A 21,208-nucleotide genomic window follows, 5' to 3' on the forward strand; every position below is an offset into this window, starting at 1 on the left:
AAATCAACTGGTCGCGTCCGGCTGCGTAGGCGGCGGGTGCGGCGGTGATGTCGCCGTGCGGCCACCGGATGTCGCCTTCGACGCGGTGGTGCCGGCCGGGGGCTGTGACACGTCCCATCCGTCAACACGGGGGCTGCGGTGGGGCGTTCGGGGTGGTGCGGTGTTCAACGAGCCGGGCCCGGCTCGTGTCACGGGCGACGGTTCAGCAGGCGGGTACCAGTTGGTCGGCCTGGGCAGAGGTCAGCACCCATCCGTCGGAGGCGAACCCGGTCTTCCCGTCGGCGGTGGTGACCTTGTCCCACACGGTGGTGTTGGGATTGGCCGTGGAAGGACACGGCGGCGCGGACCGGGACGCCGAGGGCGCGGGCGACGTGGCCGGCCTCCCACAGCACGGTGCGCATGGCGGCGGTCTTGTCGCCGCCGTACCAGAGCGCGCCGCGGCGGACCTCGACGGTGCGGGCGGTCCAGTGCTTGGTGTCCAGGTAGATCACCCCGCCGGGCCCGGCGAGGATGTGGTCGAGGTTGGCGCGGGAGCCGGGAGAAGCGCGCGGGTTCGCGGATTCCTGGACGTGCTGAGGCTGGAACCTGCATGGGGATCGCCTGTTGGGAGCCGACCCCTGTGCGGGTTGTCCCGTGATCAGGTGACGGGACGCTCAGTCCGGAGGGGAAGGGTCGGTATGGGGCCGGAGAACCGCTGCGAACGGTGCGGGTGTAGTTTCCCTTCCCGTGTTGGAACACCAGGAGGAGACCAGGGCGGCCTATGACGGGGTCGTCGAGCTGTATGCGTCGATGTTCGCTAATCGGTTGGAGACGCAGCCGTTCGCGCGGAACATGATCGGCACCTTCGCCGAGCTCGTGCGCGGGACGGGGAACCTGCGGGTAGCCGACGTCGGGTGCGGGCCCGGTCATCTGACGGCCATGCTGCACGACTTGGGGCTGGACGCCTTCGGGCTCGACCTCTCCCCGGCCATGGTCGCCCACGCCCGGCGGGCCCAGCCGGCGCTGCGGTTCGACGAAGCACGAATGGAGGCCCTGCCGGTCGAGGACGGCGCGCTCGGCGGAGTGCTGGCCCACTACTCGATGATCCATACCCCGCCTGAGGAATTGCCCGCGCTGCTCGCCGAGCAGGTGCGTGTCCTGGCACCAGGGGGCCTGCTCCTGGTGTCCTTCTTCGGGACCGAGGGACCGGAGCCGGTCCGCTTCGACCACAAGGTCGTGCCCGCCTATAGCTGGCCGACGGAGCAGTTTGCCGAGTTGCTGGCCAGGGCCGGACTCGTCACGGTGGCTCGGTTGCTCCACGACCCGGCCTCCGAACGGGGCTTCCTCGACGCCCACTTGCTGGCCCGCCGCCCGTAGAGCATGCCCCGTTGCCCGGGACGGCGCGATCAACGAGGGGGTTTGGCGGTCTTCTCGGGGTGGGCGGCGGAGATGTAGCGCATGGCGGTGGTGTCGCTGATGCCGAACAGCCGCATGAGACGGAGAGGGTCGGCACACTTGCGGGCTTCGTGGAGGATGCGGTCCTGCCGGAGCTGGGACATCGAGGCGTCCAGCTCGCGGAAGGTCCGCTTGAGCATGGTGCTGGTGACCGGCGGTTGCTCGGAGTGCATCGCGCTGTGCTGGCTGACCAGCAAGTAGGGGTTCGTGCAGCCGGGCCAGCGGCGGTGCCGTTCGGTGAGCCACTCCATGGCGATGGTCTGGGTGAACTCTTCGAGGTGGATGGTGTGGCGTCGCAGGCCGCGGCGGACGACGAGGTGCCCCTTGGAGAGGTCGAGGTCGGCCGTCAGCAGGTGCCGGACCTCGTGAGGGGTCAGGGCATGGACGGCGACCAGGGCCAGCGCGAGTCGTCCAGCGCCGCTGTTCGAGCGGTCCAGCAGTCCGGCCAGGACGTCGGAGGGAACGGCTGGCGGAAGGGTCTGGACGCCTCCGACGACGACGCCCCGGGTGGGGTTCCGGAAGATCAACTGTTCCTGTTTCAGCGCCTGGAACAGGCTGCGAAGCGCGACGTGGCGAGAGCGGGCCGAGTTGCCCTGGCGGGCGCCGACGGCCTCGAACTCGACCGCGCGGCAGTCGACGCCGCGCTCACCACACCCCACCACAACGGACGCACCGAAGGCGTCGACACCCGAACCAAACGCATCATGCAGCAAATGCACGGACGCGCCGGATTCGCCCTCCTCCGCCACCGCATCCTTCTCCCGTAACACTCACGCAGAGCTACCACCGAAAGTGAGGCAGAGCCGTCAGTTTTATAGTCCCGACGTGGGCGACGCTCCGCCGGCAGCTCCCCGGCGGCGGCGCAGGTCGGGACTGGCTGTTCGCGGTGCCTTGAAAGCGGCTTCGGTGTCGGCGCAGCTGCCGGGGTCGACGTCGACGGTCGCCACACCCTGATCCGGCGCCGAACTGCCCGATGTCGATCAGGGCTGCCTTCGGGTGCGCGCGGGTCGGTCCGGGGTCACCTTCGCCGGGCGTAGTGCGCTTGGGCTTTGGCCCGGTTACCGCACCCGGCCATCGAACACCACCGGCGCCGGCCGTTCTTGGACGTGTCCGCGAACCAGAGCGTGCACTGTGGGTTCGCGCAGCGCCTGATCCGCTCCGGATCCGCGGTGCGGATCAACTCCAGGTAGGCGCGCGCCACGTGCCAAGCCGGGCGCCATGCCGGGTCGTCGACGTCCACCTGCTCGGTCGGACCCTGCGTGCCGAGCCCGAGGCGGACCGTCCCGCGTGCGAGGACCGCGTCCAGGCCGTGGTACGCCCCTTCCTCCAGTGAGGCGCGAATCGCCTCTCGGGTGACGAGGAGCGCGTCGCGCACCGCGTCGAGGACCATCTCGGGCGTGGTGTCGAGGTATCCGCCCAAGGCGTGTTCGGCCAACCAGGCCCGCAGCAGGACGGGGTCGTCCAAGTGGTCGTGCAGGGCGCCGTGCAGCGGCCAGCGAGTGTTGGCCAGGTCCAAGGCCAGGGGTTCGCCGGTCAGCGGCCGGATGTCCACACCGACCAATCTAACCGATGAATACATGTTGACAGGTCAGATTCACGATATCTAATGTCTAGGCATCGAGTTAGGCGTTACAAACGAGAGGGTGGCGGCAGTGCCACGCATCGACAGCACCGGAGCGGGCCTGGCGGCCATGACCGTGTCGTTCGGCCTCAACTTCTCCGCCGGGGTGTTTTTCGCGCCGGTCGCGGAGGACTACGGCATCGGGGCCGGCACCCTCGCGGTGGCGGCGGCGCTGTCCACGGCGGCCACCGGCGCCGCCCAGCCGCTGGTCGGCGTCCTGCTCGACCGGTACGGCGCCAAGCGGGTGGTCGTCGCGGCGCTCCTGCTGCTGTCGGCGAGCTACCTGGCGCTCGGCGCGGCCCGCGGCGCCGGGCAGTTCGTCGTGGCGTACGTGGTGCTCGGCGGACTGCACGTCCTGCGCGCCGCGTCCCTGGTGCTCGCCGCTGCGGCCACCGACCCGCGGCTGCTCGTCGCCGCCGCGATGCTGTTCGGTGCGGCGTCGTTCACGGTGATCCCGCTGACCATGGCGGCCGTCACCCGCGGCCTCGACCCGGCACGCTTGGGCCGGACGCTCGCCCCGGCCTGGACGCTCCACCAAGGCGCGGCCGGCCTCGGCCTCGCCGCGGCCGCCGCCGGACACGCGGCCACCGGCGGCTACCGGGCCTACTTCGCGACCGGCGTCGGACTCAGCCTGCTCGCCGCCATCTTGACCGCAACTCCCAAGGCCACCAAGGCCACAGACGCAAACGCCACCACGCCCGTAGCCGCGAACCCGAACCCGACCCCGACCTCCGTAAGCCCGGCGCGTACCACTGTGCGCACCCCCGCATCTCCTTCGTGACCCGGAAAGGGACGATCACCATGAACGCCGTCACCACACCCGCAGCCAACCCCGCCCGTACCGCCGCCGACGGCGCCGTCCACCACGCGACCGTGGAGATCGACGGCCTGAACGTCTTCTACCGCGAGGCCGGCGACCCGGCGAACCCCACGCTGCTCCTCCTGCACGGCTTCCCGTCCAGCTCCGCTATGTACCGCGACCTCATCGTCGAACTCGCGGACACCTACCATCTGGTGGCCCCCGACCACATCGGCTTCGGGCAGTCGGACGCGCCGGCCGTGGACGCCTTTCCCTACAGCTTCGACAAGCTGACCGAGGTCACCCTGGGGCTCGTCGACCGCCTCGGCCTGGGCCGGTTCGCGCTCTACATCCAGGACTACGGCGCCCCCATCGGCCTGCGAATCGCCGCCGCGCACCCCAACCGCGTCACCGCGCTGATCAGCCAGAGCGGCAACGCCTACCAGGAGGGCTTCACCCCGTTCTGGGACATCCTGTTCGCGCACGCCAAGGACCGCGAGGCGCACGAGCCTGCCGTGCGCGAACTGCTGACCGCCGAGGCCACCAAGTGGCAGCACACGCACGGCATCCCGGCGGACCGCCTGGCCCAGGTGGCGCCGGACGCCTGGGTCCTGGACCAGGCGTACCTGGACCGGCCCGGCAACAAGGAGATCCAGCTGCAGCTGTTCTGGGACTACCAGTTCAACCTGGACGGCTACCCGGCCTTCCAGGAGTACTTCCGCACCCACCAGCCGCCGACACTGGTCGCGTGGGGCGCGGGCGACGAGATCTTCGGCCCGGACGGGGCCCGCGCGTTCGCCCGTGACCTGCCCGACGCGGAGATCCACCTGCTCGACGCCGGGCACTTCGCGCTCGCCACCCACACCCCGGAAATCGCCGCGCTGATCCGCGACTTCCTCGGACGCAACGTGTCCTGATCGGTGGTGCCACGCACCTGGCACCGGAACGAGCGGCAAGCCCCCGGGCGCACCCGGCTGCAGCTTGGTTCTGTCACGCAACTGCTCCAGGGCGGGGAGCCGTCCGGCGCACGGTGTGCGGGGCCGCCGGTGGACGTGAGCGCGCCTTCGACGGGCATCGCGGTCGACAAGCATGAGATTCCAGAGTGCTGGATGCCGAAGTGATGGCAATCCCCGTGGCGAATCAGCGGCATCACGAGGCACCGTCGTAAACGGGGTGGTGGGTGTGCCCAGGGGCAGCGGCGGACCAACAACTGGGGGTTGCGATCTCGACCATCAGCGTCGCGGCTCAAAAGCCGATCCCGTCCGCAACGGCGGGTTCAGGCGTCGGAACGGCACGCGCGCTGGACGGCGCTCGGTACCCTCCTCGCAGGCAGCGCCGGAGCGCTGTCCCTGTGCATCTCCGCGGCTGGCCGGGCCGGTCAGATGCCGCGCCGAGCGTCGTGGCGTCCGACGGCAATCGACGGGCCCGCTGCGCGGCGGTCTGCGCGAACGACGCCCGCGCGGTGAGGCGGTCCTCGACGTCGCCGACTGATGCGCGGGGCGGCTAATGTTCCGCGGAATATGATCCGCAACGAAACTATCTGCTAGTTTCTCTCACGTCCGGAGGCGGACGCGATCAACCAGAGAGGCGGGCATCATGGCGAAGCACCCAGGGCCGAAGGTCCTCACCGAGGACGAGGTGGCCGAACTCCTCGGCACCCAGCAGTTCGGCGTCTTGGCCACGGTCAGGAAGACCGGGCATCCGCATCAGTCCACCGTGCTGTACCAGTGGTCGCCCGAGGAGCGGATCATCCGCATCTCCACGACCGACCCCCGGCTGAAGACCCGTCAGGTACGCAACAACCCGCTGGTCTCCCTGCACGTGAACGGGCCGGACGTGTGGTCCTTCGGCGTCGCGGAGGGCGAGGCGGAGGTCTCGGCGCCGTCGACCGAGCCGGGTGACCCGGTGGGCCGGGAGACCTTGGCGGTCCTGCTCGGTTTCGAGGGCCCCGACGACCCGGAGGGCCAGGCCGAGTTGCTCGCGCAGTTCGTCGAGGAGGAGCGCGTGGTCATCCGGATCCACGTCTCGCGCATGTACGGGGCCGTCCTGCCGCGCCCCGCCGAGGCCTAACGAGCTCGCGCATGGTTGGTGGTGACGCGTCGAAGCCTGCGACAGGGCTTTGGTGCGCACCGCTGCGCTGCCGACGCGAAGTCTGCCGAATGCTGATGCGAGAGAAGACCGGCGACGGCTCGGATCATGTCGCCGACGTGTTCGCGGCGGCCGAGGTGGCGGGCCAGTGACCGCCAGTTCTTCAGGTGCGCGATGCCGTGCTCGACGGGGATCCGGCGTGAAAAGTGCGCCCTTCGCGCCGTTCGTGGATCTCCTCGTACCAATCCGGGGCGTTCTTCTTGGATTTGGGCCGCCGACGAAGACGAACGCGCCCGCGCCACGTGCCTCGCCGCCGACTCCGAAACACCCGCCGTCCGCACCGCGGCCGAGCAGGCCCTGCACGCCGACGCCGCGGCGATCCACACCTTCCTGACGACCGGTCAGCATCAAGCCGCGGCCAACGACTACCGCGTCCGCGTCGTCCAGATCATGGACGGCGCGGGGCGCGGCGTCCGCGAAGCCGGGCAGAAGGCCCTCGTTCGAACGCAACGGCACTCGAAGATCTACATCTATCTATGTCGAGGGACAGTGTTAAGGACGGCAGGCCCGAAAGCCGGGGCCGCTTCTCGACCTGCTGCGGGCCCTGGTCCTGGTCGCCTGCGCCGCGGCACAGCCGGCGTCGGCTCCTGCAACGCCCGACTCGCGGCCGCGATCGGCCTGGCCGTGCCCGTCGCCCCCAACCAGCTGGTCACGCGCTAACCCGTGGGGAGCTGTTCCGCCCCGCAGCACGCGCGAGCCCTCGTTCGGCTTTCGAATGGGGGCTCGACGACATAGGTCCAGTCATGTTGTCGGCCCCGAGGGGCGGCGACCCAGGTCCCACCCGGGGCGGGGGCGGGACCCGGCGGGGCAGCGGTTCGTTCTGCAGGGCGGGCCCTAACGGCTGGTCATTGCCCTCGAAGTCCTTGTAGAGGTCACCGAACATGCCCCCACCGGGACGGTTCCGGGGCGGTGGCTCCACCGCCCGCTCAAGTCGCGGGCGTGGTGGGGTGCGCTGAGGATGATGGCATGACCGACACGATGCGGCCGAGCGCCGCCACCGGGGTTGTGGGCAGGCTGGCGGAGATCCACCCGCGGCTGGAGGCGCTGTACAAGGACCTGCACGCGCACCCGGAGCTATCGTTCGCGGAGACGCGGACGGCGGGGGTGGTAGCGGAGGAGCTGGAGGGCCTCGGGTTCGAGGTGACCACCGGTGTCGGGCGTACCGGTGTGGTGGGCGTGCTGGCCAACGGCGCGGGTCCGCGGGTGCTGTTGCGGGCGGACTTCGACGCGCTGCCGGTCAAGGAGCAGACCGGCCTGGACTACGCCAGCACCGTGACCGCGACCGGTCCGGACGGCGACGAGGTTCCGGTGATGCACGCGTGCGGGCACGACATGCACGTCGCCTGTCTGATCGGCGCCCTGGACCTGCTGGCCGGGGCACGAGACTCCTGGTCCGGGACGATCGTGGCGGTGTTCCAGCCCGCCGAGGAGGTCGGCTCCGGCGCCCAGGCCATGGTCGACGACGGCCTGTTCGACAAGGTCGGCCCCCCGGACGTCGTCCTGGGCCAGCACGTCGCACCCGTCCCGACCGGGATGATCGCCTGCCACCCCGGGGCGGCCATGGCGGCCACCGACGCGCTGCGGGTGCGGATGTTCGGCCGCAGCGCGCACGGCTCCCGCCCCGAGGCGGCGATCGATCCGGTGGTCATGGCCGCAGCCACGGTGATGCGCCTGCAGACCGTGGTCTCCCGCGAGATCGCCGGCGGCGACACTGCCGTGGTCACCGTCGGGGCGCTCAACGCCGGGACCAAGGACAACGTGATCCCCGACGAGGCAGAGCTCAAGCTCAACATCCGCACCTACACCCCCGAGGTCCGCGCCACCGTCCTGGGCGCGGTTTCCCGCATCGTCAATGCGGAAGCCGAAGCCGCCGGCGCCGAACGCACCCCGGAGATCACTCCCCTCGACACGTTCCCTGTGCTGGTCAACGACCCGGCGGCGGTCAAGCGCACCACCGGGGCGCTGCGCGCCCATTTCGGTGAGGACGCCGTCGTCGACGGCGGGCCTGCCACCGGCAGCGAGGACTGCGGCGTCTTGGCCACGGCTTCCGGAGCACCGATCTGCTACTGGTACTTCGGCGGCACCGACCCGGCTGCCTTCGAGACGGCCGTGAAGAACGGGACCGCGGGACGCGACATCCCCTCGAACCACTCCCCGTTCTTCGCCCCGCTCATCAACCCCACCCTCGACATCGGCGTCCAGGCCATGACGGTGGCCGCACTCGCCTGGCTCGACACCCGCTGACCGGTGGGACCGTCCTTCCTGCGGGGGCGAGACGCGACAAGGCCTCCAGAAGGTCGTCGGCGATGACATGAGCAAGTGGACTCCACCCCCTCGCGCAACCCCACACCACGGTCCGGACAGAGCCCCAAGGATGTTCTCCGGCGACAAACCGGCTGATCGTCCAGTGCATTTCCACGTCGACAACAGCCACAGAGCCCTCCCAGCCAAGGTGAAGCGCCGTCCCGCACTGCATCCGCCAGGCGTACGAGGAACACAAATTGAGCCCATCAGGGTAAGGGGGTCGGGTAGAGCCCGACGGCGCCGTCGGGGCCGGCGACACAGCGCCCACGCCCGCCTCGGCGGCGACGTCCCTGGGGCTCGAACCGTCACATGGGCGCGGATCTCCAACGAATCACCCACTTGAAGACCGGCCGCCAAGAACCTGCGGTCGTCGTCATGCGGCTTCTTAGACGGCCCGTCGCGTGCAGGGTCTATCTGACGCGCCGGGTCATCTCACTGGTCAGCGAGGACCGGAATGACCTTTGTCGCACAGAGCTCGGAGAGCCAATGCGCGCTCAGCTTCGGGGTGCGTTCTTGGGTGTTGTAGTCGACGCGGATGATTCCGAAGCGAGGGCCGTACCCCTCGGCCCATTCGAAGTTGTCGAGCAGCGACCACACGAGGTAACCGATGACGTTCGCGCCGCGTTCCCGAGCGCGGTGCGTCGCCGTTGCGTGATCGATGAGGAACTGCGTCCGGTCGCGATCCAGGACCACGCGCTGGCCGTTGAAGTCGCTGACCACGTCCGCGAACGCTGCGCCGTTCTCCATGACCATGATCGGCAAGTCGGGGAACTCCTTTGAGAGGGTGACCAGATGGTCTTCCAGCCCTTGGGGTTCGATCCCCCAGTCCATGGCTGTTCGCGCCAGCTCAGGGCGGCGAACGATCTCGATGCGCTCGGAGCCCGGAAAGGCTGTGCCGCCAGTGGCTTCGGTGGCGGGGTCGAAGTGCGGCCTCAGGCGTACGTGCATGACCTCGTAGTAGTTGACCCCGAGCAGGTCGATCGGTTGATGGCAGAGCTCCACGTCGCCTGGGTGCACGAAGCTCCAGTCGGTGAAAGTACGGGTGTCGTCGAGGAGGTCGGCCGGGTATTCCCCGCGGAGCATCGGGCCCGTGAAGACGCGATTGGCTACGGCATCGAAACGACGTGCGGCCTCGGCGTCCTCCGCGGTCTCGGCTTCGATGCGGAAGATGTTCAGCACAACGGAGATCTGTGCATCGGGGTGCTTTACGGTTCGCCGCAGCGCTGCCACTGCGAGCCCGTGCGAGAGGTTGAGATGGTGGGCGGCCTTGAGTGCATCTGCGTGGTTCTTGAGACCGGGTGCGAAGGCCCCGCTGCCGTATCCGGCGAACGAGTTGTTCCACGGCTCGTTGTGCGTCGACCACATGGCGACCCGGTCTCCGAGGGCGGCGCCCACGACCTCCGCGTACTTCTCGAAGGCAAAGGCGGTCTCGCGTCCCCGCCAGCCGCCGTAGCGGTCCTCCAGTGCCTGCGGGAGATCCCAGTGGTTGAGCGTCACGATCGGCGTGATTCCGCGTGTGAGCAGGCCGTCGACGAGCTGCGAGTAGAACGCCAGGCCCGCTGGATTGAGTTCGCCTTCACCCGTGGGCATCACGCGCGGCCAGGAGATCGAGAACCGGTAGGCGCCGAGGTTCAGGGAATCCATCAGGTCGAGATCGGTCTCGACCTGGTGATAGTGGTCTGCGGCTATGTCACCGGTCGCGCCTTGGGCGGTCTTTCCCGGCGTGTGGCTGAAGGTGTCCCAGATGGAACGGCCCCGGCCGCCCTCGTTCGCGCCGCCTTCGATCTGGTAAGCGGCGGTCGCGGCGCCCAGGATGAAGTCGGGCGGGAACGTCAGGTGCCCGCCGGCGATCGAGTCGCGATACATGGATCAGCCTCCCTGGTGACGTGGCGCCAAAACCTATCACCTGAACAGTTATCGGAGCAGGAGCCCACCGGGCTCTGCGCGTCTCACTCCCGGAAGGCCCGCTCACTGCGACTGGCACCCGACCACAACGGCTGGTAGAGGTCTGAGGCCTGCTGATTGAAGGCACGGTTGAGCGCCATTCCTGACCGGCGCCATGAGAAGCTGCGCGCGCTCAGGGCTACGCGAGAGCACGCCTGCGGCCCCCTACAGGACTCCGGCGTGCGTGGGCGACCCCGCCCCAGCCCCCTACGGTTGCGGATCGCGGACCGGCGGCTAACCCAGACGAGCCCGACGTCGCCCCCACCGCAACCACGCCGGCGCTAGTCGGAGTCGCCGCCGTCGCACCGGTCGGGGCCTTCCGAAGTCGACTGCTGTGACCAGTGCGCCCGGGCAGCTGCTACAAGGCGCCAGAAGGCGTCGACAGCCTCGACGACATCGAGATCGTCCCGGTATCGCCGCTGGAGCTGCAGACCGTCCTGCACGGCGATACCCAGGCTGGCGATCACCTCCGGACTGACTCCCATGGGGGCGTGTTCGGAAGCCTCGGGGCCGGGATCGAGCGTCTGCGTCTGAGCCGCGCGGTAATGCTCGACGAAGTAGGCGTGCGCTGGGTGATCGCGATCGATCGCCTCGGCGGAGAGGATGATGAACAGGGACGTCAGCCCCTCGTGCTCCGCGGAGTGGCGCGCGACCTCCCGCGACCGGGTCGCGACATCAGTGGCGTGGACCTCGGACAGGTAGTCGGCGACGGACGCGTCGCGCAGGCCAAGCACTTCTACGAGGAGTTCTTCCTTGTCGGCAAAGTGGTGCAGCACTCCTGTTTGCGTGAGGCGCATGCGCCTGGCGAGCTCGCGCATCGACGAATGCTCATACCCCGATTCGGCAAAGAGCTCGGCCGCAGCGGCGATGATCTCTCGGCGGCGCTGAAGCCCCTTGCGATATGGCCCCCGAGGCCCCGTGTGTTCCGCCATTCCCTCAACATACAGCGACGCGGTGCCGCTCCTGGCCTGTGCGTGGGCGTGATGATGAGGACTCCGCGAAACCTTGTCAGGTGAACTGTATTGAGTGATACTGGCCGCCGCCACGACATCCGAAACGACACCTCAGCCGGGGGCGCAGCGGCATGCGCGACCCTCGGGCGCAAGGGGTTCGTGCATCTCGCGGGAGCGCGCAGCGGCCAGGGCGGCTGCCTTGTCGCCGCGGAATCGAGGCACACCGTGTGGGACAAAGGAGTGCAGATGCGATCCACCCAAAGGGCCATCGCTGTGCTGGCAGCGGCCTCGCTGACCGTCCTCGCTGCTGGTTGCGGATCCAGTGACGATGGCGGCGACGGCAAGACGACGCTCACGATCTCGACGTTCAGCGAGTGGGGGTACGACGACCTCCTGAAGGAGTACGAGACCCTCCACCCCGAGATCACGATCAAGAACAACCGCTTCGCCACGAGCGATGCGGCCAAGGAACAGTTCCAGACCGCTTTGGGTGCGGGCTCGGGGCTCGCCGATGTGGTCGGCGTCGACAACAGCTGGATGCCGCAGGTCATGCAGCACCCGGACAAGTTCGTGAACCTTGCCTCTGACAAGGTCGCGGGCCGGTGGAAGGACTGGACCGCCAAGCTCGCGACCACCAACGACGGCAAGCTGCTCGGCTACGCGACGGACATCGGCCCGCAGTCCATCGCGTACCGCAGCGACCTGTTCAAGGCAGCCGGCCTGCCGACCGAACGCGAAGCGGTAGCCGAGCTGTTCGGGGGCGACGACGCGACATGGGACGAATTCTTCGCCGTCGGCGAGAAGTTCATGGCCGCCAAGACGGGCCCGGCGTTCTACGACGCATCAGCCTCGATCGCGACCAGCTGGGGCGACCAGTACGAGGTGCTGTGGGAAGACCCCAAGTCCGGCGACATCATCGCAGGCAACAACAAGGACCTTCGCAACATCTACGACACGGTGATGTCGCACGACAACCTCTCGGCTCACCTGATGCGGTGGAGCGACGACTGGGTGAACGCGTTCCAGAACAACAAGTTCGCGGTCATGCTCGCCCCCTCGTGGATGCTCGGCGTCATCGAGGGCAACGCGGCCGGAGTCACGGGATGGGACATCGCCGACGTCTACCCCGGCGGCGGTGTCAACAGTGGCGGGTCGTACCTCACCGTGCCGACGCAGTCGAAGCACCGCGCGGAAGCACAGGCGCTCGCGGAGTGGCTCACCGCCCCTGAGCAGCAGCTGAAGGCGTTCAAGGCGTCGGGTAACTTCCCCAGCCAGGTCGGGGCCCAGAACAGCGAGGAGTTGCAGAAGGTTACCGATCCCTTCTTCAACAATGCGCCGGTGGGGAAGATCCTTGCCAACCGCGCGTCGAAGATCACCACCCTTCCTTTCAAGGGCGCCAACTACTCGGCGATCACGGCGGCGTTCAACAACGCGATCAACCGTGTCTCGGTCGACAAGAGCGACTCTGCGGAGAAGTCGTGGGGCACATTCGTCGATGATCTCAAAGCGCTGAAGTGATCGGTCAGTCCGGGCACTCGGGGAGGGCCGCCGCCGCGGGCCTCCCCGAGTCATCACCCAAGGAAAAGCGCATGGCCCATACGACAGCGAGCGAGTCGACCCGCACGGGCACCTCTCCCCCAGGACCGCCCAGCACCTGGCGTCAGCGTCTCGGGCGCTGGGACACGAAGGCGTCGCCGTACGCCTACATCTCACCGTTCTTCATCCTGTTCGGAATCGTCGGCCTGTTCCCGCTCCTGTACACCGCGTATGTCTCGCTGCACGACTGGGACCTGATCGGCGGCCAGGGCGACTTCGTCGGGCTCGACAACTTCACCTTTGTTCTCAAGCAGCCGGTCTTCTGGGAGTCGCTGGGCAACACCGTCAGCATCTTCCTGCTGTCGACGATCCCGCAGATCGCGATCGCGCTCGTACTCGCCAGCCTCTTGCACGCGAACATCCGCGCACGGACCTTCTGGCGGATGGGGGTGCTGCTGCCGTACGTCATCGCCCCGGTAACCGTGTCGCTCATCTTCTCGCGCATGTTCGCGGACCAGTCCGGCCTGGTCAACGCACTGCTTGAGCAAGTGGGAATGGACCCGATCGGCTGGCACCGCGACAGCTTGCCGGCACACATCGTCATCGCCAACATGGTCAACTTCCGGTGGACCGGCTTCAACACGCTCGTGCTGCTGGCCGCCATGCAGGCGATCTCCCGTGACCTGTACGAAGCGGCAATCCTCGACGGTGCAGGCCGGGTACGGCAGTTCTTCTCCGTCACGGTGCCGTCCATTCGCCCGACGATCATCTTCGTCGTGATCACGTCCACGATCGGCGGCCTGCAGATCTTCGACGAGGCACGGGTGTACGACACTCAGGGGCTCGGCGGCAGCTCAGGGCAGTGGAAGACGATCACTTTGTACCTGTACGAGCTCGGCTGGAATCAGCAGAGGCTGGGCCGCGCTGCGGCCGTCGCGTGGCTGCTCTTCCTGCTGATCATCGTGTTCGCGTTGTTCGGCAACTGGCTGGCGCGACGCATCGCGTCCAGCGACGATCCTCTCGCCGTTCCCCGGAAGGCGCGCCGCGCCGCCCGACGAAACGCGCGCGGGGCAGCAGCGCTTACGCCCGCCTCCTCCGCACCGTCCGGTGACACGCCCGGGAGCACCACGTGACCAGACCCTCCATCCCGTACATCGCTCAGACATCCGGCCGCGGCGCCGCCCGAGCGGCAAGCCGCCGTCGCGGGCGGGAACACGGCGCCGCGCGCCGGCCCGGACGGATGACCTACGCCATCCTCACCGTGGTCGCGCTCATTTCGATCTTTCCGCTCTACTACGCGCTCCTGTTGGCGTCGTCGACATCGGCGGAGGTCGCGCAGAACCCGATCCCCTCGCCGATCCCGGGCGGACATCTGGGCGACAACCTCACACGCGTCTTCGACTCCGACATCGATCTGCTGCACGCGGCCTGGAATTCCGTCATCGTCTCGGTGACGACGGCGCTCGCGGTCGTGTTCCTCTCCACACTGGCGGGCTTTGCCTTCGCGAAGCTTCGGTTCAAAGGCCGGGCCGGCCTGCTCGCGTTCGTCGTGGCCACCATGGCGGTCCCCACCCAGCTCGGCGTGGTGCCGTTGTTCATCGTCATGCGCGAACTGGGGCTGTCGGGAAGCCTGTGGGCAGTGATCATCCCCGGCATCGCATCCGCCTTCGGCGTGTTCTGGATGACCCAGTACCTTCAGGCGGCCCTGCCCTTTGAACTCATCGAAGCCGCCCGTATCGACGGCGCATCGACATTCCGCATCTTCTGGTCCATCGTGCTGCCGATCGCCAGGCCCGCAGTGGCGATGCTCGGACTGTTCACCTTCATCGGGGCGTGGACCAACTTCTTCTGGCCGTCGATCGCGCTCGGAACCACCAACCCGACACTGCCCGTTGCGCTGCAGCTGCTGCAAACCGGGTTCTTCAAGGACATCCCCCTGATCATGACCGGCGTGCTCGTTTCTGCGGTGCCGCTGCTGGCGCTGTTCGCCGTGGTCGGCAAGCAGCTCGTCGCCGGTGTCATGCAGGGAGCCATCAAGGGGTGACGCTGCCGACCGCAGCGCTTGACGGGCTCGTGGTGCGCCGCTGTGCGCTGCCGCCGAGTTCGAGCCCCTGCCTTGCCGAGGCCGCCCCTGAGGCCCCGGAAACGAATGTGAGAGGAACCACCGACCGCCCATGCACGACACGACCACGCCGGACCGCATCGAATTCCGCGACCTCAACGGCAACGGCCGCATGGACCCGTACGAGGACCCGAGGCTCAGCGCCGAGGAACGCACCGAAGACCTGTTGGCCCGGCTCTCGCTCGAGGAGAAGGTCGGTCTCCTCTTCCACACGGTCATCGAGATCGGCCCGGACGGCACTGTCCTCGAAGAGCCCGGTGCGATCAGCAAGTCGCCTACCAGCGAGGTGATCCTCGACAGGGCGATGAACCACTTCAACGTGCACCGCATCGAAGACGCCCGGGCGGCAGCGCGGTGGAACAACGCCATCCAACGGCTGGCCGAGAAGACACCGCACGGCATCCCGGTGACGATATCCACCGACCCCCGACACGGGTTCCTGGAGAATGCCGGGGCGTCGTTCACGGCGGGCCCGTTCTCGCAGTGGCCTGACGGGCTCGGCCTCGCGGCGCTCCGCGACCCGGATGTCGTGCGCGAATTCGCGCGAAGGGCGCGCGACGAGTACCGCGCCGTGGGAGTCCGCATGGCACTGCATCCCCAGGTCGACCTTGCCAGCGAACCCAGGTGGGCACGACAGCTCCAGACGTTCGGTGCCGACACCGACCTTGTGGTGGCGTACACGCGCGCCTACCTCGAAGGCTTTCAGGGAGCTGCTCTGGACTCGACGAGCGTCGCCTGCGTCACCAAGCACTTCCCCGGCGCCGGCGCGCAGCTGGACGGCGAGGACGCGCACTTCCCGTACGGCCGCGAACAGGTTTACCGGGGTGGGGCGTTCGACGAGCACCTGCGCCCCTTCACCGCGGCCGTCGAACACGGCACGGCCGCTATCATGCCCTACTACGGGATGCCCGTCGGACTCGAGATCGACGGTGTCCCGATCGAGGAGGTCGGGTTCGGGTACAACAAGCAGATTCTCACCGGACTGCTGCGCGAAAAGCTCGGCTACGACGGGCTCGTCATCACGGACTGGGAGCTGGTGAACGACAACGTCGTCGCCGACAAGGTCCTTCCCGCCCGGGCGTGGGGGGTCGAGGAGCTTGACGCCCGCGAGCGCCTGGTCAAAATCCTCGGTGCAGGTGCGGACCAGTTCGGCGGCGAGCAGTGCACGGACCTGCTGCTCGAGCTCGTGCGGGACGGCGTGGTCGCGGAGAGCCGGATCGACGAGTCGGCGCGCCGCGTCCTGCTGGTCAAGTTCCAACTCGGCCTCTTCGACAACCCCTTCGTCGACGAGGAAGCCGCCGCGGCCATCGTCGGCAACGCCGAGACCCGTCAGGCCGGCTTGGAGACGCAGTCCCGATCGGTCACCGTGCTCAAGAACTCCGTAATCCACGGTGCGCCGCTGCTTCCCCTGTCCGGGGGCGCGAGAGTGTACGCGGAAGGCGTGGAACCGGAGGCCCTCGCACGGGCCTTCACGCCTGCGGCCACGCCGAAGGATGCGGACATGGCCATCGTGCGGATCGACGCGCCCTTCGAGCCACGGAACGACCTCTTCCTGGAGTCCTACTTCCATCAGGGTTCTCTCGAACTGCCGCCCGGCCTCGTGCACCGACTGCGCACGATCGCCAAGCAGACCCCGCTGATCGTGGATGTCGCCCTGGACCGCCCCGCGATCCTCACACCGCTGATCGACGCACTTGCCGGCCTCACGGTGACCTTCGGCGTCTCGGACGACGCCTTGCTCGCCGCCCTCACCGGCCGCATCGCCCCCCAGGGCAGACTCCCCGTCGAGCTGCCGCGCTCGATGCAGGCCGTGCGGGAGTCTGCGCCCGACGTGCCGGCAACCTACGACCCGCTGTTCCCCCTGGGATCTGGGCTGGAGATCTGATGTCCCGTTCGTACAGAGAGCGCGCCATGACCGACGCACGTTCCCGCGCGGTCGAGTTGCTCGGTCGGATGACGCTGCACGAGAAGGTCGCCCAACTGACGTCGCTCATACCCACGATGCTTTTCGACACGAACGGCATCCGCCCGGAGGTCGCCGCCGCCAAGCTCGCGCACGGCATCGGCTACATCGAACCGCACATGGGCGGGTTCCCGGCGAACGCGGTCGAACTCGCCCGGCTGAACAACGCGGTGCAGCGTCATCTCGTGCAGAACACCCGTCTAGGCGTGCCGGCCATCATGCATATCGAGGCGCTCAACGGTGTGAACGCGCCCACCTTCACCTCCTTCCCCACCGCGATCGCTCTCGCAGCCACCTGGAACCCAGCCGGAGTCGGCGAGATGGCCGCCCTGACCCGCCGGCAGATGAGATCCGTCGGCCTGCACCACGCTCTGTCGCCGCTGCTCGACGTCGCCCGCGACGCGCGATGGGGTCGCGTACACGAGACGTACGGCGAGGATCCGTACCTGGTCAGTGCTCTCGGTGTGTCCTTCGTGCGCCATCTGCAAGGCGAGTCGTTCCAGGACGGCGTCATCGCCACCGGCAAGCACTTCCTGGGGTACGCCATGAGCGAGGCCGGCCTCAACATGGCGACCGTGCCACTGGGAGCGCGCGAGCTGCGGGAGGTGTACGCGCGGCCCTTCGCCGCCGCGATCCAGCTCGGCGGTCTCGGATCGGTGATGAACTCGCTCGCCGACTGGGACGGAGTGCCCGCGGCCGCCGACCCTCGCGTGTTTCGCGAGTTGCTGCGCGACGAACTCGGCTTCGACGGCACCGTCGTATCGGACTGGCTCTCGATCGAAAACCTCGTGACCCACCATCGCGCTGCGCGCGACGCGCGCGAAGCCGCTGTGCTGGGTCTGCGGGCCGGCATCGACGTGGAGCTGCCCGAGCCGTTCGGCTACGGCGACCGCCTCATCGAGGCTGTCCGCGCAGGCGAGATCCCTGAAACGACCGTCGACGAGTCGGTCGTGCGCGTACTGACGCACAAGTTCCAGCTGGGCCTGTTCGAGAACCCGTACGTGGAGACCGATCCGGTCGAGATCATGTCCGTAGCGCAGGAAGGGCACGACCTCTCGCTGCGCCTCGCGCGCGAGTCGGTCACCCTGCTCAAGAACGTCGGCGGAGTGCTTCCGCTGAGCGGCGTCGCCCGCATCGCCCTTGTCGGACCGCACGCCGAGCGGATCGGCGCGGCCTTCGCGCCGTACACCTTCCCCTCCTTCATCGCGCTCACCCGAGCCATGCTGAACGGCGCGACGAGCTCCATGGTCGGCGTCGACGACATCGACACCTTCGGCCCCGACGACGCCTACGTGGATCAGGAGATCGGCCACCTTCTCGCGATGGACGAGGACGAGTTCGCCCAGACGCAGTACGGAGCGGTCTCCCTCGCGGATGCGCTGCGCGCCGCGCTCCCCGATGCGGACGTAGTCGTTGCCACAGGATGCGGAATAACCGATGGTGCCGAGGAGATCGAGGCCGCCGTCGAGGCGGCGCGTGACGCCGACATCGTGGTCCTGGCGCTCGGCGGCCTGGCCCGGTGGTTCTTGAGCGTACGTACAGAGGGCGAAGGCGCGGACACTGCTGATGTCGCGCTGCCGGACGTGCAGCGCCGACTCGTACACGAGATCGCCGCGCTCGGCCGGCCGACCGTCGGCGTGATCTTCTCCGGCCGCCCCGTCGCCCTCGGGGATGTCGAGCCCCATCTCGACGCGATCCTGCTCGGATACTACGGCTCGCAATTCGGCACGCGCGCAGTCGCGGACATTCTGACCGGGGCAGCCCAGCCGCAAGGGCGCCTGCCCTATACGATCCCCCGCTCCAGCGGACAGGTTCCCATCCACGCCGCCCAGCGGTTCGGCAGCGGATACCGCCGCCGCGCCAGCGACCCGAACGGCGGCTACGTGGACGAGACCGCGGCACCGCTCTACCCGTTCGGCCACGGCCTCACCTACACACACTTCGCCTACTCCGACCTCAAGCTCAGCCACGCGGCGATAGCGCCCGACAGCACCGTCGACGTCACCGTCACCATTGAGAACACGGGCGACCGCACGGGAGTGGAGCTCGTCCAGCTCTACGTCGAGGACGACGCCCCTGGCATCTCGCGACCGGCAGTTCAACTCGCCGGCTTCCATCAACTCGCACTGAAGCCAGGCGAAGAGGCAACGGTGAGGTTCGCGCTGGAGCTGCCTCTCCTGGCCTACTTGTCCCTGGACGACAGATGGATCGTGGATCCGGGACCCATGTGGATCTCTGTCGGCTCGTCATCGAGCGACCTCCACTTGCGGAGCCGCTTGGACGTCGTCGGTGACACCACCGACGTCACCGAGCGGAGGGTCTACCTGACCCACTCCAACCGGACCTTGCACCGCACGATCGGGACGTGACGCCCACGCCAGGGAACAAGTGATCCGCCCAGTCCACAACATTTCGCCCCAGGGAGCGGCCCGCTACACCACCGTCGGCGGCGGCCGCGTTGACGTCACCGCCACTGGGACGCCACCTTGTTCAAGGTGATCTACGGGTGTGGGCTGCGGCGTACTCGGTGCTCGCGGCTGAGCCTGCGATGCCTTCGACCGCTTCGACGGTGATGTCGATCACCAGGTCGAAGAGGCGCTCGAGAGCGGACGGCAAGTTGTCGACGACTGGTGCGACGCGCGCGCGGGCCTCCGTCGGCGCATGTAGCAGGGCGTCGCGCATCACGGGCCCCATCTCGATGGCCGGGGTGCGCCTCGCAGCAAGAGTGGCCTGGCCGACGACGGTTGTGCCGACGAGCGCGATGGCCAGGGCCATGTCCTCGTCCGTCAGGTTCAGGGGGCCCAGCATGTCGGTCAACAAGACGATGGACGGTAGCCACGCAGGCTCTCGCGTCGAGGCGAAGAGCGGCAGCAGGTGCGGGTACGGCCGCAGGTGGTCGAGGCTCGACAGCATCCACTCGCGGAGCTTCGCCTGCCAGGTTGCGCCTTCCGGTGGTGTGAACCGCATGTGCGCCATCACCCGGTCGGCGACCGCATGCAGCAGATCGTCGCGGTCGGGGAAGTAGCGGTACAGAGCCATCGGACCTGAGTCGACCGCTTTGGCTACTCGTCTGAGGGTCAGCGGCTCCGCCGGATCTTCGTACGCCAATGCGACCGCGGCCTCGACAATCCGCTCACGCGACAAGCGCGCCGGCCTTCCACGCGTGCGTGAGGGTCCGCTTGTCGAACCCTGAGCCATGCCCACTCCTTCTGCTGCCTGACGTGCCAAAGGAGGCTGCCTGGCGATGCCTGTGTCGGCTCCGCCAGGCAGCGTCCTACCTTTTGCGACTCAGGCCGAGCGGTCGGCCCAGTCCGTGGTCGGCGTGATCGAGTACGCGTCGATGAGCGCGCGGATGAACTCCTTGTCGTGGAGGGGGTCCGTCGGTTCGGTGACCTTGATGCCGCGGGCGCGCATGTCGGCGAGCAGGCGCCCGAAGACCACGTCGTGGGTGAGGTCGTCGGCGGGGTTCATGCTCGCCTTGACCTCGTCGAGGTCGTTGTAGAGTTCGGCGTTCCAGTGCACCAGCAGCCGCATCTCGTTCGGCGCGTACCGGCGGATGACCTCGCCGTCGGTCATCGCCGTCCAATCGCCGCGGTCGGCGTCGTACTGGATCACGGAACGGTGCTTCACTCCCGGCGTGTCCCGTTCGTCGGGGCGGCCGACGGGGTCACCGCGGTGGAACATCATCTCGTTCTGTACGACGACTCCCTTGTTCCACAAGGGGTGTTCGAGCCGCATGGGCTCGCCGAGCGGTCCGTCGGGCCAACATGTGAAGGTGCCGTTCTCGCCCAGGTACCACCAGGTGATCACCTGTGCCATTTTCACCACGTGGTCGGTGAACAGACCCGAGCGGCCCATGACGTTCTGGAGCCAGATCGGCGACTTCTCGATGCGTACGCCGCGGAAGGTCACTCCGTCGAGGTGGGAGGCCAGGCGGCTGTGGTGCGGCCCGCAGAGGTTGAACAGCATCAACGTCGGCCGCGCGTATTTTGCGCCCCAGTAGTCCTTGGCCAGTTCGAGGAAGCGGGCGTTGTAGAAGCAGTCGTGCAGCTCCGGGTAGTAGAGCACGGAGTTCTCCGCGAAGAAGCCGCGGAAGTGCGGCGAGGCGATGTCGTCGAGTGTGAAGTCGACTTGGTCCGCCGTGCCGGTGTTCGACGTGGCGACGAGCTCTTCGATGGTGTCGAAGTGGTGGGCGGCGATCGTCGGCCACGGCCCGTGGGTCTTGAGCACGTCGAGGATGCGTTCGTGTTGGGCGTCCGAGTACAGATCCTGGACGATCCGGGGCGGGGCGGCGGGGCGGAGGACTTCGTTGAGTCGGAGGTTATCCGCGGTCATCAGGTCTCCTCATTTAAGTGTATGCCGTACGTTAATTAGGGTCCGGTGG

The 21,208-nt window shown here is 68.1% G+C and carries 17 protein-coding genes and 2 pseudogenes; 12 read left to right on the forward strand and 7 right to left on the reverse strand.

All coding sequences use genetic code 11. The features are described 5' to 3' along the window. Positions 1 to 425 precede the first annotated feature (425 nt). A pseudogene (locus ACWD12_RS34630) lies at positions 426 to 641 on the reverse strand (nuclease-related domain-containing protein); the annotation flags it as partial. 85 nt (positions 642 to 726) lie between these two features. Here ACWD12_RS34630 and ACWD12_RS34635 point away from each other — a divergent pair. Further along, positions 727 to 1,356, forward strand: coding sequence for a class I SAM-dependent methyltransferase (locus ACWD12_RS34635; protein WP_450102910.1), 630 nt, complete (start codon positions 727 to 729; stop codon positions 1,354 to 1,356). 29 nt (positions 1,357 to 1,385) lie between these two features. On the opposite strand, the gene ACWD12_RS34640 is transcribed toward ACWD12_RS34635, so the two are convergent. Continuing rightward, the gene (locus tag ACWD12_RS34640; RefSeq protein WP_450102911.1) at positions 1,386 to 1,961 is read right to left on the reverse strand and encodes a hypothetical protein; all 576 of its coding nucleotides are present in this window, start codon (positions 1,959 to 1,961) and stop codon (positions 1,386 to 1,388) included. 78 nt (positions 1,962 to 2,039) lie between these two features. Here ACWD12_RS34640 and ACWD12_RS34645 point away from each other — a divergent pair. Beyond that, positions 2,040 to 2,201, forward strand: a pseudogene (locus ACWD12_RS34645) (ISL3 family transposase); the annotation flags it as partial. A gap of 251 nt (positions 2,202 to 2,452) precedes the next feature. On the opposite strand, the gene ACWD12_RS34650 reads toward ACWD12_RS34645, so the two are convergent. Next, positions 2,453 to 3,013, reverse strand: coding sequence for a CGNR zinc finger domain-containing protein (locus tag ACWD12_RS34650; RefSeq protein ID WP_450102912.1), 561 nt, complete (start codon positions 3,011 to 3,013; stop codon positions 2,453 to 2,455). 73 nt (positions 3,014 to 3,086) lie between these two features. On the opposite strand from ACWD12_RS34650, the gene ACWD12_RS34655 reads away from it, so the two are divergent. The 5 genes from ACWD12_RS34655 (at position 3,087) to ACWD12_RS34675 (ending at position 8,246) form a co-directional block, all read left to right on the forward strand. Beyond that, on the forward strand, positions 3,087 to 3,836 hold the full coding sequence (locus tag ACWD12_RS34655) for an MFS transporter (RefSeq protein WP_450102913.1): 750 nt from the start codon (positions 3,087 to 3,089) through the stop codon (positions 3,834 to 3,836). Positions 3,837 to 3,856: 20 nt separating this feature from the next. Next, the gene (locus ACWD12_RS34660; protein ID WP_450102914.1) at positions 3,857 to 4,771 is read left to right on the forward strand and encodes an alpha/beta fold hydrolase; all 915 of its coding nucleotides are present in this window, start codon (positions 3,857 to 3,859) and stop codon (positions 4,769 to 4,771) included. A gap of 679 nt (positions 4,772 to 5,450) precedes the next feature. Further along, on the forward strand, positions 5,451 to 5,924 hold the full coding sequence (locus ACWD12_RS34665; protein WP_450102915.1) for a pyridoxamine 5'-phosphate oxidase family protein: 474 nt from the start codon (positions 5,451 to 5,453) through the stop codon (positions 5,922 to 5,924). A 192-nt stretch (positions 5,925 to 6,116) separates the two neighbouring features. After that, positions 6,117 to 6,662 carry an ALF repeat-containing protein gene (locus ACWD12_RS34670; RefSeq protein WP_450102916.1) on the forward strand — a complete coding sequence of 182 codons (546 nt, stop codon included), beginning with the start codon at positions 6,117 to 6,119 and terminating at the stop codon, positions 6,660 to 6,662. Between the two features lie 306 nt (positions 6,663 to 6,968). Further along, a complete protein-coding gene (locus tag ACWD12_RS34675) occupies positions 6,969 to 8,246 on the forward strand; it encodes an amidohydrolase (protein ID WP_450102917.1) in 1,278 nt (425 codons plus the stop codon). A 492-nt stretch (positions 8,247 to 8,738) separates the two neighbouring features. Here the strand turns inward: ACWD12_RS34675 and ACWD12_RS34680 are convergent, their stop codons facing one another. Then, positions 8,739 to 10,172, reverse strand: a complete 1,434-nt coding sequence (locus ACWD12_RS34680; protein ID WP_450102918.1) for a GH1 family beta-glucosidase — start codon at positions 10,170 to 10,172, stop codon at positions 8,739 to 8,741. Between the two features lie 359 nt (positions 10,173 to 10,531). Next, a complete protein-coding gene (locus tag ACWD12_RS34685) occupies positions 10,532 to 11,182 on the reverse strand; it encodes a TetR/AcrR family transcriptional regulator (RefSeq protein WP_450102919.1) in 651 nt (216 codons plus the stop codon). 267 nt (positions 11,183 to 11,449) lie between these two features. On the opposite strand from ACWD12_RS34685, the gene ACWD12_RS34690 reads away from it, so the two are divergent. The 5 genes from ACWD12_RS34690 to ACWD12_RS34710 all read left to right on the forward strand — a co-directional run bounded on the left by ACWD12_RS34690 (position 11,450) and on the right by ACWD12_RS34710 (position 19,193). Further along, positions 11,450 to 12,721 (forward strand): ABC transporter substrate-binding protein, encoded by a 1,272-nt coding sequence (locus ACWD12_RS34690; protein WP_450102920.1) that lies wholly within the window; start codon positions 11,450 to 11,452, stop codon positions 12,719 to 12,721. A 71-nt stretch (positions 12,722 to 12,792) separates the two neighbouring features. Beyond that, positions 12,793 to 13,872: a carbohydrate ABC transporter permease gene (locus tag ACWD12_RS34695; RefSeq protein ID WP_450102921.1), complete on the forward strand. Its 1,080-nt coding sequence runs from the start codon at positions 12,793 to 12,795 to the stop codon at positions 13,870 to 13,872. Continuing rightward, a complete protein-coding gene (locus ACWD12_RS34700; RefSeq protein WP_450102922.1) occupies positions 13,869 to 14,783 on the forward strand; it encodes a carbohydrate ABC transporter permease in 915 nt (304 codons plus the stop codon). The genes ACWD12_RS34695 and ACWD12_RS34700 overlap by 4 nt, the downstream gene beginning before the upstream one ends. A gap of 130 nt (positions 14,784 to 14,913) precedes the next feature. After that, positions 14,914 to 16,746 (forward strand): glycoside hydrolase family 3 protein, encoded by a 1,833-nt coding sequence (locus ACWD12_RS34705; protein WP_450102923.1) that lies wholly within the window; start codon positions 14,914 to 14,916, stop codon positions 16,744 to 16,746. 26 nt (positions 16,747 to 16,772) lie between these two features. Continuing rightward, positions 16,773 to 19,193 carry a glycoside hydrolase family 3 N-terminal domain-containing protein gene (locus ACWD12_RS34710; RefSeq protein ID WP_450102924.1) on the forward strand — a complete coding sequence of 807 codons (2,421 nt, stop codon included), beginning with the start codon at positions 16,773 to 16,775 and terminating at the stop codon, positions 19,191 to 19,193. Positions 19,194 to 19,314: 121 nt separating this feature from the next. Here the strand turns inward: ACWD12_RS34710 and ACWD12_RS34715 are convergent, their stop codons facing one another. Both ACWD12_RS34715 and ACWD12_RS34720 read right to left on the reverse strand, forming a co-directional pair. Beyond that, on the reverse strand, positions 19,315 to 20,022 hold the full coding sequence (locus ACWD12_RS34715) for a TetR/AcrR family transcriptional regulator (RefSeq protein WP_450102925.1): 708 nt from the start codon (positions 20,020 to 20,022) through the stop codon (positions 19,315 to 19,317). Between the two features lie 90 nt (positions 20,023 to 20,112). Next, positions 20,113 to 21,159: a hypothetical protein gene (locus tag ACWD12_RS34720; RefSeq protein WP_450102926.1), complete on the reverse strand. Its 1,047-nt coding sequence runs from the start codon at positions 21,157 to 21,159 to the stop codon at positions 20,113 to 20,115. Between the last annotated feature and the right edge of the window lie 49 nt (positions 21,160 to 21,208).

Source organism: Streptodolium elevatio (assembly GCF_053592165.1).

Excerpts from the sequence above, each read along its gene's own strand:
- ACWD12_RS34685 (WP_450102919.1), bottom strand. The coding sequence starts at position 11,182 with ATGGCGGAACACACGGGGCCTCGGGGGCCATATCGCAAGGGGCTTCAG.
- ACWD12_RS34705 (WP_450102923.1), top strand. The coding sequence starts at position 14,914 with ATGCACGACACGACCACGCCGGACCGCATCGAATTCCGCGACCTCAAC.
- ACWD12_RS34720 (WP_450102926.1), bottom strand. The coding sequence starts at position 21,159 with ATGACCGCGGATAACCTCCGACTCAACGAAGTCCTCCGCCCCGCCGCC.
- ACWD12_RS34675 (WP_450102917.1), top strand. The coding sequence starts at position 6,969 with ATGACCGACACGATGCGGCCGAGCGCCGCCACCGGGGTTGTGGGCAGG.
- ACWD12_RS34665 (WP_450102915.1), top strand. The coding sequence starts at position 5,451 with ATGGCGAAGCACCCAGGGCCGAAGGTCCTCACCGAGGACGAGGTGGCC.
- ACWD12_RS34690 (WP_450102920.1), top strand. The coding sequence starts at position 11,450 with ATGCGATCCACCCAAAGGGCCATCGCTGTGCTGGCAGCGGCCTCGCTG.
- ACWD12_RS34650 (WP_450102912.1), bottom strand. The coding sequence starts at position 3,013 with ATGTATTCATCGGTTAGATTGGTCGGTGTGGACATCCGGCCGCTGACC.
- ACWD12_RS34660 (WP_450102914.1), top strand. The coding sequence starts at position 3,857 with ATGAACGCCGTCACCACACCCGCAGCCAACCCCGCCCGTACCGCCGCC.
- ACWD12_RS34695 (WP_450102921.1), top strand. The coding sequence starts at position 12,793 with ATGGCCCATACGACAGCGAGCGAGTCGACCCGCACGGGCACCTCTCCC.
- ACWD12_RS34715 (WP_450102925.1), bottom strand. The coding sequence starts at position 20,022 with ATGGCTCAGGGTTCGACAAGCGGACCCTCACGCACGCGTGGAAGGCCG.
- ACWD12_RS34710 (WP_450102924.1), top strand. The coding sequence starts at position 16,773 with ATGACCGACGCACGTTCCCGCGCGGTCGAGTTGCTCGGTCGGATGACG.
- ACWD12_RS34680 (WP_450102918.1), bottom strand. The coding sequence starts at position 10,172 with ATGTATCGCGACTCGATCGCCGGCGGGCACCTGACGTTCCCGCCCGAC.
- ACWD12_RS34670 (WP_450102916.1), top strand. The coding sequence starts at position 6,117 with ATGCCGTGCTCGACGGGGATCCGGCGTGAAAAGTGCGCCCTTCGCGCC.